General features: G+C 74.9%; 10 protein-coding genes. All 10 read left to right on the forward strand.

The window, feature by feature from the left end:
* Positions 1 to 536: 536 nt before the first annotated feature.
* The 10 genes from thrB to glyA all read left to right on the forward strand — a co-directional run bounded on the left by thrB (position 537) and on the right by glyA (position 13,568).
* Positions 537 to 1,454 carry a homoserine kinase gene (thrB, locus tag CP974_RS21295; protein ID WP_031130237.1) on the forward strand — a complete coding sequence of 306 codons (918 nt, stop codon included), beginning with the start codon at positions 537 to 539 and terminating at the stop codon, positions 1,452 to 1,454.
* Between the two features lie 503 nt (positions 1,455 to 1,957).
* Complete coding sequence (rho, locus tag CP974_RS21300) at positions 1,958 to 4,063, forward strand: transcription termination factor Rho (RefSeq protein ID WP_031130238.1); 2,106 nt, start codon at positions 1,958 to 1,960, stop codon at positions 4,061 to 4,063.
* A gap of 265 nt (positions 4,064 to 4,328) precedes the next feature.
* Complete coding sequence (locus tag CP974_RS21305; protein WP_031130239.1) at positions 4,329 to 6,107, forward strand: trypsin-like serine protease; 1,779 nt, start codon at positions 4,329 to 4,331, stop codon at positions 6,105 to 6,107.
* A 260-nt stretch (positions 6,108 to 6,367) separates the two neighbouring features.
* Entirely contained in the window at positions 6,368 to 7,480 is a 1,113-nt protein-coding gene (locus tag CP974_RS21310; protein ID WP_031130240.1) for an LCP family protein, read from the forward strand.
* Positions 7,481 to 7,672: 192 nt separating this feature from the next.
* Positions 7,673 to 7,894, forward strand: coding sequence for a 50S ribosomal protein L31 (gene rpmE / locus CP974_RS21315; protein WP_031136586.1), 222 nt, complete (start codon positions 7,673 to 7,675; stop codon positions 7,892 to 7,894).
* A 134-nt stretch (positions 7,895 to 8,028) separates the two neighbouring features.
* Entirely contained in the window at positions 8,029 to 9,105 is a 1,077-nt protein-coding gene (gene prfA / locus CP974_RS21320) for a peptide chain release factor 1 (RefSeq protein ID WP_031136584.1), read from the forward strand.
* A gap of 184 nt (positions 9,106 to 9,289) precedes the next feature.
* The gene (gene prmC, locus CP974_RS21325) at positions 9,290 to 10,171 is read left to right on the forward strand and encodes a peptide chain release factor N(5)-glutamine methyltransferase (protein ID WP_051840064.1); all 882 of its coding nucleotides are present in this window, start codon (positions 9,290 to 9,292) and stop codon (positions 10,169 to 10,171) included.
* A gap of 139 nt (positions 10,172 to 10,310) precedes the next feature.
* Positions 10,311 to 10,958 (forward strand): L-threonylcarbamoyladenylate synthase, encoded by a 648-nt coding sequence (locus CP974_RS21330; RefSeq protein ID WP_031136580.1) that lies wholly within the window; start codon positions 10,311 to 10,313, stop codon positions 10,956 to 10,958.
* The gene (locus CP974_RS21335) at positions 10,955 to 11,593 is read left to right on the forward strand and encodes an arsenate reductase/protein-tyrosine-phosphatase family protein (protein ID WP_031136578.1); all 639 of its coding nucleotides are present in this window, start codon (positions 10,955 to 10,957) and stop codon (positions 11,591 to 11,593) included. The genes CP974_RS21330 and CP974_RS21335 overlap by 4 nt, the downstream gene beginning before the upstream one ends.
* Before the next feature lie 634 nt (positions 11,594 to 12,227).
* Positions 12,228 to 13,568, forward strand: a complete 1,341-nt coding sequence (gene glyA, locus CP974_RS21340; RefSeq protein WP_078915562.1) for a serine hydroxymethyltransferase — start codon at positions 12,228 to 12,230, stop codon at positions 13,566 to 13,568.
* Positions 13,569 to 13,744: the final 176 nt, after the last annotated feature.

Genomic DNA, 13,744 nt, shown 5'->3' on the forward strand with positions numbered 1-13,744 from the left:
GGCGGGCCCGCCGACCCCGTACCGCCAGGCCCCGCGGACCCGGCACGGCCGGGGCCGGACGGCACCGGGGCCGGACGGCACCGGGGTCCGCGCGGGCCGGTGACGGGCCCGCACCCCGCCCGTACCGGACCGGGTGGCTCCCCGGGACGGGTGCCCGGCCCGGAGCCGTACCGCCGCCCCGTACCGCCGCCCCGCACCGGGCCGGCACCGCCCCGCACCGGGCGTACGCGGACCCCTTCGGGCCCGCCAGCGCCGGGTGCGCGGGCGCGGGGAGGCCGCGCGGCACCGGGAAGCACGGACGTGCGTGCGACACGCATCGTGCGCCTCCCGTGCGCCCTATGTCGCGGCTGAACCTTCCTTCGATAGGCTGTACCGAACCCACCCCGCCGCATATGCCGCGGGAGACGACGCCGTTGGTGACCGCCCACACGGCCCAGGGTCCCCCGTACGTCTGACGCCGAGCCCTCGCAGTCCCCCGCCCATCCCCACCCCGCAGGTCACCCCCGCAGGTTCAGATCAAGGAGAGTCAACGAGCGATGGCCGGTCCCGCGTTCCGCGCCGCCGCCGTACGAGTGCGCGTCCCCGCCACCAGCGCCAACCTCGGCCCGGGCTTCGACGCCTTCGGCCTGGCGCTGGGGCTCTACGACGACGTCGTCGTCAGGGTCGCCGACTCCGGGCTGCACATCGACATCGCCGGCGAGGGCGCCGACACGCTGCCGCGCGACGAGAGCCACCTCCTCGTACGCTCCCTGCGCACCGCGTTCGACCTGCTCGGCGGGCAGCCCCGCGGCCTTGAGGTGGTCTGCGCCAACCGCATCCCGCACGGCCGGGGCCTCGGCTCCTCCTCCGCCGCCATCTGCGCCGGCATCGTCGCCGCCCGCGCCGTGACCATAGGCGGCGACAGCCGGCTCGACGACGCCGCGCTGCTGGAGCTCGCGACCGAGATCGAGGGCCACCCCGACAACGTCGCCGCCTGCCTGTTCGGCGGCTTCACCCTCGCCTGGACCGAGTCCGGAGCGGCCCGCGCCATCAGGATGGACCCCAGCGGTTCCATCGTTCCGGTGGTTTTCGTCCCGGCGAACCCGGTCCTGACCGAGACGGCCCGCGGCCTGCTGCCCCGTACCGTCCCCCATGTGGACGCCGCCGCCAACGCCGGCCGCGCCGCGCTGCTCGTCGAGGCCCTGACCAGGCGCCCCGAGCTGCTGCTGGCCGCCACCGAGGACCGGCTCCACCAGGAGTACCGGGCTCCCGCGATGCCCGAGAGCATCGCCCTGGTGAACCGGCTGCGGGCGGACGGCATCCCCGCGGTCATCTCCGGCGCGGGCCCGACGGTGCTCGCGCTGGCCGAGGACGGCGCGGCGGACAAGGTCGCGCTGCTGGCGGGAGAGGGCTGGGCGGCCAACCGGCTCGCCCTCGACACCGCGGGGGCGAGCGTGCTGCCGCTCGCCCCGTAGCAGGGCCGGACGGCCGGACGGCCGGACCCGCCACGGCGCGGACCGCGGACGCGCGGAATGCCGGACGGACGGGCCGGACCGGCGCCGGAAACGGGCGCCGTACGGACGGATCGCCGGATACACGGATTGCCGGTGTGGGAGAGGGGGAATGTTTGTTGGAGCCGGTAGTGTTAACCTCAAGTCTGCACCCGACGTCTTTGTGGCGCGGTGCTGCGTGTCCCCGTCAGGGACCACCATTCTTCCGGGAGCCTCCCCAACTGCCTGAGCAGCCTGCCTGAGCAGTTTCGAGCACGCTCCGGAACCGGCGCGCGTCTCCCCTCGCTTTTCCCGCGAGAGGGCCGAGCAGGGGGCCTCGGGCCGGACCCACGCACGTTATCTCTTCCGCCGCCGAGAATCCCGGCGGAACCACCGCCCCGGCACGGACCCCCATCAGGGCCGAGGCCGGACAGCACAACCGGTCGCCGAGCCAGAAGGCCGACGTCCGCTCCAGGGAAGGACCCTTCGTGAGCGACACCACCGATCTGATGGGCGTGACTGCCGACAAGACTGTCGACACCACCGCGCCCGCCGCAGGTGCTGCCACTGGCACCACCTCACGGCGCCGCCGCTCCGGCACCGGCCTCGAGGGCATGGTCCTGGCCGAGCTGCAGCAGGTCGCGTCCGGCCTCGGCATCAGGGGCACCGCGCGCATGCGCAAGAGCCAGCTGATCGAGGTCATCAAGGAAGCGCAGGCCGGCGGCGGGGCGGCGCCGAAGTCCGCCGACGCCACCGCCACCGAGACCAAGCCCAAGCGCCGCGCCACGTCCCGCGCCCGCACCGGCGGCGAGGCCGACGGCAAGACCGCCGAGGCCGCCGACGCCGGCGCCGCCACGGCGGCGAAGGCCGAGCGGGCCGAGAAGCCCGCCAAGGCGGAGAAGGCCGACAAGGGCGACGCCGCGCGCGGCGAGAAGACCGCCGCGCAGGCGCAGATCGAGATCCCCGGCCAGCCGTCGCCGAAGGGCGCCACCGCCCTGGAGACGGGCGAGGAGGCCGCCGGCGAGCGCCGCCGCCGCCGCGCCACCGCCGCGGCCGGCAGCCCCGCCGTGGAGGCCGAGGCCCGCACGGACGTCCGTACCGACGTGCGCACGGAGGCCCGCCCCGAGGGCCAGGAGACCCGTACGGCCGAATCCGGCGCCGACGGCGCCGAGGCCGCCCGCCGGGACCGCCGCGAGCGCCGCGAGCGCGACCGCGGTGAGCGGGGCGACCGCCAGCGGGACCGCCGCGACCGCGGCAAGGGCGACGACCAGCAGGGCGGCGGCCAGCGCCAGCAGCGCCAGGGCGCCCCGCAGGGCCAGGCGGGCCCGCAGGACGACTACGACGACGAGGCCGGCGGCCGCCGGGGCCGTCGCGGCCGCTACCGCGACCGCCGCGGTCGCCGCGGGCGCGAGGACTTCGCCGGCGGCGGCGAGGTGCAGGTCTCCGAGGACGACGTCCTGATCCCCGTCGCGGGCATCCTCGACATCCTCGACAACTACGCGTTCATCCGGACCTCCGGCTACCTGCCCGGCCCGAACGACGTGTACGTGTCGCTGGCGCAGGTTCGCAAGTACGGGCTGCGCAAGGGCGACCACATCACGGGCGCCGTGCGCCAGCCGAAGGAGGGCGAGCGCCGCGAGAAGTTCAACGCGCTCGTCCGCCTGGACTCGGCCAACGGCATGGCCGCCGACTCCGGCCGCGGCCGCCCCGAGTTCAACAAGCTGACCCCGCTCTACCCGCAGGACCGGCTCCGCCTGGAGACCGACCCGGGCGTGCTGACCACGCGGATCATCGACCTCGTGTCGCCGATCGGCAAGGGCCAGCGCGGTCTGATCGTGGCCCCGCCGAAGACCGGCAAGACCATGATCATGCAGGCGGTCGCCAACGCGATCACCCACAACAACCCCGAGTGCCACCTGATGGTCGTCCTCGTCGACGAGCGTCCGGAGGAGGTCACCGACATGCAGCGGTCGGTGAAGGGCGAGGTCATCTCCTCGACCTTCGACCGGCCCGCCGAGGACCACACCACCGTCGCCGAGCTGGCCATCGAGCGCGCCAAGCGCCTGGTGGAGCTGGGCCACGACGTGGTCGTCCTGCTCGACTCGATCACCCGCCTGGGCCGCGCGTACAACCTCGCGGCGCCCGCCTCCGGCCGCATCCTGTCCGGTGGTGTCGACTCGACCGCGCTCTACCCGCCGAAGCGCTTCTTCGGTGCCGCGCGCAACATCGAGGACGGCGGCTCGCTGACCATCCTGGCCACCGCGCTGGTCGACACCGGCTCGCGCATGGACGAGGTGATCTTCGAGGAGTTCAAGGGCACCGGCAACATGGAGCTCAAGCTCGACCGGAAGCTCGCCGACAAGCGCATCTTCCCCGCGGTGGACGTCGACGCGTCCGGCACCCGCAAGGAGGAGATCCTGCTGGGCAGCGAGGAGCTCGCCATCGTCTGGAAGCTGCGCCGGGTGCTGCACGCGCTCGACCAGCAGCAGGCGATCGAGCTGCTGCTCGACAAGATGAAGCAGACGAAGTCGAACGCCGAGTTCCTGCTCCAGATCCAGAAGACGACCCCGTCGTCCGGCAACGGCAACGACTGACGCCTTCGCGGCGCCCCCGCGGCGCACGGACCGCCCCCGGCCACCACCTCGGTGACCGGGGGCGGTTCTCGCGTTGTACGATCAGCGCGTCGTAGTGGGGGGGGGAACGTACTTGCGAATACGCCCACCGAGTCAGCGGAGCCGCGCCCTGAAACACCGGGCCGCTCCGCGCCGTTGCGTCGTGGGCCGCGCCGAGTGCGTCCGCCCCGCCCGAAGCGTTCCGGTGGCCCGGCTCCTCCCCGCTCCACAGCGAGAGGAGTCTTGAGTGACATCTGCCCAGTGGAGGGCGCGTACCGTCCTCCCCGCGGCCGCCGCCGCACTCGCCCTGAGCGGTGCGATGCTCGGCGCCGCCGTGCCCGCGCAGGCCGCGGACGGGGTCCCGGCCCCGGCGAAGCAGGGCGCGGGCGAGGTGCAGGCCCCGTCCAAGGCGGACCTGCTGGAGCGGGTCCGGGGCTCGGTCGCCGACGTCAACGACGGCGAGGCCGACACCAGCCCGGCGCGCGAGCAGGAGGCCGGCGAGCCGGCCGGCTCCGGCGCCAAGGAGTCGTACATCATCGGCGGCACGCCCGCCACCATCACCGAGGCGCCGTGGATGGTGCAGCTGCACTACTACGACGACAAGGGCACCGCCGACGAGGCGGACGACGAGGGCTACTTCTGCGGCGGCTCGCTCGTCGCCCCGAACAAGGTCCTCACCGCCGCGCACTGCGTGTACGGGCTGAACTGGGCCGACAACGGCGCGGTCGTCGCCGGCACCAACCAGATGCCGACCGTGACCGACAGCGGCGCGGACCTGCACGGCGGCCGCGCCACGGGCATCTACCGCCAGTGGCTGAGCCCGACGTACGACGACGCCACGCTGACGGGCGGTGACCTCGCCGTCCTCACGCTGTTCGACCCGATGCCGTACAAGACCCTCCAGCTCACCCAGAGCGGCGACACGGTCTCGTACAAGCCGGGCACCCCCGCCACCGTCTACGGCTGGGGCCGCACCAGCTCCACCCACCAGGACGGCGCGCAGACGCTGCAGAAGGCCGTGGTCCCGATGCGGGACGACGCCACCTGCTCGGCCTACTTCCAGGGCGACTTCGTCCCGGGCCAGATGACCTGCGCCGGCAACCCGGCCAGCGGCCAGGACGCGGGCACGGTCAGCCCGTGCAACGGCGACTCGGGCGGCCCGCTCGTCGTCGGCGGCCGGGTCGCCGGTGTGGTGTCCTGGGGCGTCCAGGACTGCGTCGAGAAGGGCGCGTACGGCGTCTACGCGAAGACCGGCACGTACGTCGGCCAGGTCAACGCGCGGATCGACGACACCGACCTCGACTTCGACGGCCGCGCGGACCTCTTCGCCCGCACGTCCGCCGGCGACGCCTGGGAGTACTACTCCCGCGGGACCGGGCTGGGCGGCCGGGTGTACCAGGGCGACTGGAGCGGCTTCGACCTGGTCCGCCAGACCGACCTCGACCGGGACGGCTACCCCGACTACCTCCGCCGTACGACCGGTGGCACCCTGCAGTGGTTCCGCCCGTACACCGACCAGGCGACCAGCGTCGGCTCCGGCTGGGGCGCCATGAAGAACATCGTGGTCCCCGGCGACATGACCGGCGACGCGCTGCCCGACCTGCTCGCGCAGGACAAGAGCGGCTACCTGTGGCTGTACCCGGGCCGCGGCAACGGCACCTTCGGCTCGCGCGTCAGCGTCGGCTCCGGCTGGGGCGTCATGACCGTCTCCGGCAAGGGCGACTACACCGGCGACGGCAAGCCCGACATGCTGGCCCGCGACACGGCGGGGCGCCTGTGGGTGTACCCGGGCCGGGGCACCGCCACGGCGACGTTCACCAACCGCGTCCTGGCCGGCAAGAGCGGCTGGAACTTCACCGCGTACGCCGCCACCGGCGACATCAGCGGTGACGGCAAGGCCGACCTGCTGGCCCGCGACTCGGCCGGTGTGCTGTGGCTGTACCAGGGCCGCGGCTCCTCCGCGGCGCCGTTCGTGCCCCGCGTGAAGATCGGCTCCGGCTGGAACGCGTTCAACGTGCTCGGCTGACCGGAGTCGCCGACGGAGGAGCGGTACTCCGCCCCCCTTCCTGTGCCCGCCGTGCGCCCCGCACGGCGGGCACGGCCATGCCCGCCGCCCCCGCGCGCCGGGCACGGCCACGACCGGGCCGCGACCCGCGCGTCGCGTGGGCGGGGCGGGCCCCGGGACGGTCCGGGCGGCCGGTGCAACCCTTTCCCCGTGTCCGCTGTCTGATCGGGTGCCGCCGGGGAAACCCGGTGGGGACACGGGTCGAGGGGATCGAGGACACCATGGGCGAGCAGGGCGAGCAGGGCGAGCGGGACACGGACGGCATATCCGGCTCCGGGGAGGGCCGGGACCGGGACAGGCCCGCCCCCGCCAGACGCGGCCTGGTGATCGCGGCCTGGTCGGTCGCGGCGCTGCTGGTCCTCGGCGCGGGCGGCGGAGCGGTCGCGTACCTGAAGATCGACGGCAACATCCGCAGCGTCGACATCAACACCCAGCTCGGCGACGACCGGCCCCAGGACATCGAGGACGGCTCCCTCGACATCCTCGTCCTCGGCTCCGACTCCCGCTCGGGCGCGAACGGCGCCTACGGCCGCGACGAGGGCGCGGCCCGCTCCGACACCGCGATGGTGGTCCACGTCCACGAGGGCCGGAAGAAGGCGAGCGTCGTCTCCATCCCGCGCGACACGCTGGTCACCCGCCCCGAGTGCGCCCGCCGCGACGGCACGAGCGAACCGGCCGCGTACCGGGCGATGTTCAACACCGCCTACGAGGTCGGCGGACCCGCCTGCGCCGTGAAGACCGTCGAGCAGATGTCCGGGGTCCGCATGGACCACTACGTCGAGGTCGACTTCACCGGCTTCAAGGAGATCATCGACGCGCTGGGCGGCGTCCAGGTCACCACCACGCGCCCGATCAAGGACGGCAGCAGCCACCTCGACCTCGACCCGGGCACCCACCAGCTCGACGGGGAGCAGGCCCTCGGCCTGGTCCGCACCCGCAAGGGCGTCGGCGACCAGAGCGACCTCGGCCGCATCCAGCTCCAGCAGGCCTTCGTCAAGGCGCTCGTCGAGCAGGTCGGGAAGGTCGGCGTCTTCACCAGCCCGCAGAAGCTGTGGGGCCTCGCCGACACGGCCACCAAGGCCGTCACCACCGACTCGGAGCTGGACGGCGTCAAGGAGCTCGCCGACCTCGCCGGGGGCCTGTCCGGTCTCGGCGCGGACGACATCCACATGATCACGCTGCCCGTCCGGTACGACACGGTCGACCCCAACCGGGTCGTCCCCGTCGAGGCCCAGGCCGGGCAGGTGTGGCAGGCGCTGCTGTCGGACCTGCCCGTCCCGGCCTCCGCGACCCGCGACACCGCCACCGGCGCCGCGGCGGACGTCGTGCGCTGACCCGCGCCTCCGCCCCGCCCGCCCCGTCCCGCCCGCCTCGCCCCGCCCCGCCCCGCCCCCGGTGGAATACCCGGCGCCCCACCCCGGTTTTGGGAGATACGGCCGGTCCTGGCAGACTGGTACGTCGGCCCCGGTTCACGCGCCCGCATCCCGCCGACGCGACCCGGAGCCCTCCCGAAACTAGGAGACACCTTGAAGCGCGACATCCACCCCGAGTACGTCGAGACCCAGGTCAGCTGCACCTGCGGTGCGTCGTTCACCACCCGCAGCACGATCGAGGCCGGCACCATCCGTGCCGAGGTCTGCTCCGAGTGCCACCCGTTCTACACGGGCAAGCAGAAGATCCTCGACACCGGTGGCCGTGTGGCCCGCTTCGAGGCCCGCTTCGGCAAGGCTGCCGGCTCGAAGAAGTAGCGAGCCGTACCGCCGGTCTCCGGCCGTCCCTCGGACGGCCGGGACCGGCTTTTTGGTCGGGGGTCCGGGGTCGCCCCCCAGGGCGCCCCGCCCTCCCGCAGCCCCTCATCTACACCCCACTCCAGGAGCCCCCGATGTTCGAGGCGGTCGAGGAACTGGTCGGCGAGCACGCCGACCTCGAGAAGAAGCTCGCCGACCCTTCGGTCCACGCCGACCAGGCCAACGCGCGCAAGCTGAACAAGCGCTACGCCGAGCTGACCCCGATCGTCGGCACGTACCGCTCCTGGAAGCAGACCGGCGACGACATCGAGACGGCCCGCGAGTTCGCCGCCGACGACCCCGACTTCGCCGCCGAGGTCAAGGTGCTGGAGAAGCAGCGCGAGGAGCTCACCGACCGGCTGCGGCTGCTCCTCGTCCCGCGCGACCCCAGCGACGACAAGGACGTCATCCTGGAGATCAAGGCGGGCGCGGGCGGCGACGAGTCCGCCCTCTTCGCCGGCGACCTGCTGCGGATGTACCTGCGGTACGCCGAGCGGGTCGGCTGGAAGACCGAGATCATCGACGCCACCGAGTCCGAGCTGGGCGGCTACAAGGACGTCCAGGTCGCCGTGAAGACCAAGGGCGGCAACGGCGCCACCGAGCCCGGCCAGGGCGTCTGGGCCCGCCTGAAGTACGAGGGCGGGGTGCACCGCGTGCAGCGCGTGCCCGCCACCGAGTCGCAGGGCCGCATCCACACCTCCGCCGCCGGCGTCCTCGTCACGCCCGAGGCCGAGGAGATCGACGTCGAGATCAACCCCAACGACCTGCGGATCGACGTCTACCGCTCCTCCGGCCCCGGCGGCCAGTCCGTCAACACGACCGACTCCGCCGTCCGCATCACGCACCTGCCGACCGGCGTCGTCGCCTCCTGCCAGAACGAGAAGAGCCAGCTCCAGAACAAGGAGCAGGCCCTGCGCATCCTCCGCTCCCGGCTGCTGGCCATCGCCCAGGAGGAGGCCGAGCGCAGCGCCGCGGACGCCCGCCGCAGCCAGGTGCGCACGGTCGACCGGTCGGAGAAGATCCGCACGTACAACTACCCCGAGAACCGCATCTCGGACCACCGGGTGGGGTTCAAGGCGTACAACCTGGACCAGGTGCTGGACGGGGACCTCGACTCCGTGATCCAGGCGTGCGTCGACGCCGACGCGGCGGCGAAGCTCTCCGCCGCGTGAGCCGGTCCCCGTACCCGGCTTGAGGGCCCGTACCCGGCCCCGCCGGGCCCCGCGCCCGGCCCCGGCCACCCGGCGGGCCCGGTAGCCTCGGTTCCGCGCCCGGCCGCCGTACCCGCCCAGCGGCCCCGTCCCGGTGACCGCGACCCCCGACCCGCCCCGTACGACCAGCAGCCCGGAGGACCACGTGCAGCAGAATCCCGGGGGGAGAACCCCGAGCCCCCGCAGCCTGCTGCTGGCGGAAGTCGCCCAGGCCACGCAGCGCCTGGCCGACGCCGGCGTGCCGTCGCCGCGCTTCGACGCGGAGGAGCTCGCCGCGTTCGTGCACGGCGTGAAGCGCGGCGAGCTGCACCTCGTCAAGGACGCCGACTTCGACGCCCGCTACTGGGAGGCCGTCGCCCGCCGCGAGGCCCGTGAGCCGCTCCAGCACATCACCGGCCGGGCGTTCTTCCGCTACCTGGAGCTCCAGGTCGGCCCCGGCGTCTTCGTCCCGCGCCCGGAGACCGAGTCGGTCGTCGGCTGGGCCATAGACGCCGTGCGCGCCATGGACGTGGTCGAGCCGCTCATCGTCGACCTGTGCTCCGGCTCCGGCGCCATCGCGCTCGCCATGGCCCAGGAGGTGCCGCGCTCCCGCGTGCACGCCGTGGAGCTCTCCGAGGACGCCCTCGTGTGGACCCGGCGCAACGCCGAGGGCACCAGGGTCACCGTCCACCACGGCGACGCCCTGACGGCCCTGCCCGAGCTGGACGGCCAGGTCGACCTGGTGATCAGCAACCCGCCGTACATCCCGCTCACCGAGTGGGAGTACGTGGCGCCCGAGGCGCGCGACCACGACCCCGAGATGGCGCTGTTCTCCGGCGAGGACGGCCTCGACGTGATCCGCGGCATCGAGCGCACCGCGCACCGGCTCCTGCGCCCCGGCGGCCTCGTCGTCGTCGAGCACGCGGACACGCAGGGCGGCCAGGTGCCGTGGATCTTCAACGAGGAGGCCGGCTGGACGGACGCCGCCGACCACCCCGACCTGAACAACCGCCCCCGCTTCGCGACCGCGCGCAAGGCGACGCCGTGACCGAGCGAAACGGGAGCGCGGTCCCCGCACGGGGACACCGGACGGCGCCGCAGGCGCCCGTGACGACCCAGCCGAAGGGCGGCGGTGCCCGCAGCGTCCCCGAGGCGAACCGAGTGACCGAAACTGGGAGGGCCCGCTGATGGCACGGCGATACGACTGCAACGACGCGACCGACCGCTCGACGGGCCTGCGCGAGGCCGCGTCCGCCGTCCGCCGCGGCGAGCTCGTCGTGCTGCCGACGGACACCGTCTACGGCATCGGCGCCGACGCCTTCAGCCCGGAGGCCGTCGCCGACCTGCTGGACGCCAAGGGCCGCGGCCGCAACATGCCGACCCCCGTCCTCATCGGCTCGCCCAACACCCTGCACGGACTGGTCACCGACTTCTCCGAGAAGGCGTGGGAGCTCGTGGACGCCTTCTGGCCGGGCGCCCTGACGCTGGTCGCCAGGCACCAGCCGTCGCTCCAGTGGGACCTGGGCGACACGCGCGGCACGGTCGCGATCCGCATGCCGCTGCACCCGGTGGCGATCGAGCTGCTGACGGAGGTCGGCCCCATGGCCGTGTCCTCGGCGAACCTGACCGGCCACCCCGCGCCCGAGGACTGCGACGCCGCCCAGGGCATGCTCGGCGACTCCGTGTCGGTGTACCTGGACGGCGGGCCCACGCCGGGCATCGTCCCGTCGTCGATCGTCGACGTCACGCGGGACGTGCCGGTGCTGCTGCGCGCGGGCGCGCTGTCCGCGGAGGAGCTGCGCAAGGTCGTACCCGACCTCGAGGTGGCCAATTGACCGCCCCTGAGGGGCGTGGCATAGGCACGGCGAGCACGTTCCGCATCCTCCACGTCAGCACCGGCAACGTCTGCCGCTCGCCGATCACCGAGCGGCTGACGCGGCACGCCCTGCGCGGGCGCATCGGCGACCCGGCGGGGTGCGGCCTCATCGTGGAGAGCGCCGGTACGTGGGGGCACGAGGGCGCCCCGATGGAGGCCAACGCCGAGACCGTCCTCGCGGACTTCGGCGCGGATGCCCGCGGCTTCGTCGGCCGCGAGCTGATCGACGAGCACGTCATCCGCGCCGACCTGGTCCTCACCGCGACCCGCGACCACCGCGCCCAGGTCATCTCCATGGGGCACAGCGCGGGGCTGCGCACGTTCACGCTCAAGGAGTTCACCCGGCTCGTACGGGCCATAGACCCGACGACGCTGCCCGACCCGGAGGCCGAGGGCGTGGTGGCCCGCGCGCACGCCCTGGTGCAGGCGGCGGCGGCGCTGCGCGGCTGGCTGCTGGCGCCGAACGCCGAGGCGGACGAGGTGAACGACCCGTACGGCGCCCCCATCACCTTCTTCCGGTCCGTCGGCGACGAGATCAACCAGGCGCTGGAGCCGGTCGTGACGGCCCTCACCGGCGTACCCGCCGACCACTGAGCCCCGGGCCCCGCCCCGCCCTGCCCCGGCCCCCCGTCGCCCGCCCGTCCCCGGTCCCGCGGCCCCCCCCGGGCCCGGAACGCGCCCGCCCGTGCCCCGGCCCGGCGGGTTTGGCCGCGCGCCGTGCGTCCCCCAGCGCGGCCGCGCCCCCCCGCACCCGAGCGCGCCCCGGCTCCGTCCTGACCCCTGCCGAGCGCGCCCCGGCCACCACCCCGTGCCCGCGCACCCCGTTGCCCGCGCACCCCGTGCCGTCCCCAGCTCGTGCCGCCGCACCCCGTGCCGCCCCACCGCCGGTCGGGCGCACTCCGGGCCGGGGCCGCCGCACGCTCACCGGCCGGGCCCGTGGCAGGCGTGCTTCGTCCCCCGTGCGGGCGACCCCCGCTCACCGGGCACCCGCGCGCCCCCGCGGGCGCGCCCTGCGAACCGCTTGGCAGCCGGTCGGCCCGCCCCGCGCCGACGGCCCGCCCCGCGCGTGTACGGGCCCTGCGTCCCTCCGCGCCCCCCAGGGCACCCCGCCGGGTCCGGAGCCGCGTGCCGCGCACGGGCGGCCGGGCGGCGGCCGGCGGGCGGGGTGTGCGGCTCCGCCCTACAGTGGAGGAACCGGGGGACCCGCCTGGAGCGCCTGGAGCCACCGATGCCGCTCACCGCTGGAGCCGGGGACGCGCTCGACGGCGCCCCCGCACCGGACGCACACGGGCCGGACGGGGACGCCCCCGGGCCCGACAGGGACGCCTACGGGCCCGACGCGGACGCGTTGCGCCGCCAGGACCCTGAGATCGCCGACATCCTCGACGGGGAGGCCCGGCGGCAGGACGAGGACCTCCAGCTCAGCGCCGCCGAGAACTTCACCTCCCCGGCCGTGCTCGCCGCGCTCGGCTCACGGCTCGCCAACAAGTACGCCGAGGGCTACCCCGGCCGCCGCCACCACGGCGGCTGCGAGTACGCCGACGCCGCCGAGCGCGTCGCCGTCGACCGCGCCCGCGCCCTCTTCGGCGCCGACCACGCCAACGTCCAGGCCCACTCCGGCTCGTCCGCCGTCCTCGCGGCGTACGCGGCGCTGCTGCGGCCCGGCGACACCGTCCTCGCCCTGGGCCTCGCCCACGGCGGCCACCTCACGCACGGCTCCCCGGCGAACTTCTCGGGCCGCTGGTTCGACTTCGTCCCGTACGGCGTGGACGCGGAGAGCGGGCTCATCGCCTACGACCAGGTGCGCGCCCTGGCCCGCCGGCACCGCCCGCGCGCGATCGTGTGCGGCTCCATCTCGTACCCGCGGCACATCGACTACGCCGAGTTCCGCGACATCGCCGACGAGACCGGCGCGGCCCTCATCGCGGACGCCGCGCACCCGATCGGCCTGGTGGCCGGGGGAGCGGCGCCGAGCCCCGTCCCGTACGCGGACGTCGTGTGCGCGACGACCCACAAGGTGCTGCGCGGCCCGCGCGGCGGCCTGGTGCTGTGCGGGGACGAGCTGGCGGAGAGGATCGACCGGGCGGTGTTCCCCTTCACGCAGAGCGGCGCCCACATGCACACGGTCGCGGCCAAGGCGGTCGCGTTCGGGGAGGCGGCGGGCGCGGAGTACCGGCGGTACGCGCACCGGGTCGTCGACAACGCCCGGCTGCTCGCCGCCCACCTGGAGGCCCTGGGCCTCGCCGTCACCACGGGCGGCACGGACACCCACCTGATCACCGCCGACCCGGCCCCGCTCGGACTGGACGGCCGCACCGCGCGGGGGCGGCTGGCGGCGTCCGGGATGGTGGTGGAGACCTGCGTCCTGCCGCACGGGGACGGCCGCGGCATCCGGCTCGGCACCGCCGCGGTGACCACCCAGGGGATGGGCGCGGAGGAGATGGCCGAGATCGCGCGGCTGCTCGCCGGCGCCCTCCGCACGGACGGCGGGGACGGGACGGGTACGGCCGCGGTACGCGCGGGTGTGCGGGAGCTGACCGGAAGGTTCCCCCCGTACCGGCGCGGGTAGCCGGCCCCGCCCGCCCGCCCGCCCGCGCGCCCGCGCCGGGGCCGCACCGGTGCCGGATCGCGGCCGGATCGCGGCCGGATCGGGCCGCTTCCGAGGGAGCGCCGGAGCCCGCGGACGGGCCCGTCGCGGCCCGTCCGCGAGATCGTGCCGGGCCCGTGTGCAACCGTCCGCCGCCT

Origin of the sequence: Streptomyces fradiae ATCC 10745 = DSM 40063 (assembly GCF_008704425.1) — a bacterium.
In the GTDB taxonomy this organism is placed as follows: Bacteria; Actinomycetota; Actinomycetes; order Streptomycetales; family Streptomycetaceae; genus Streptomyces; species Streptomyces fradiae.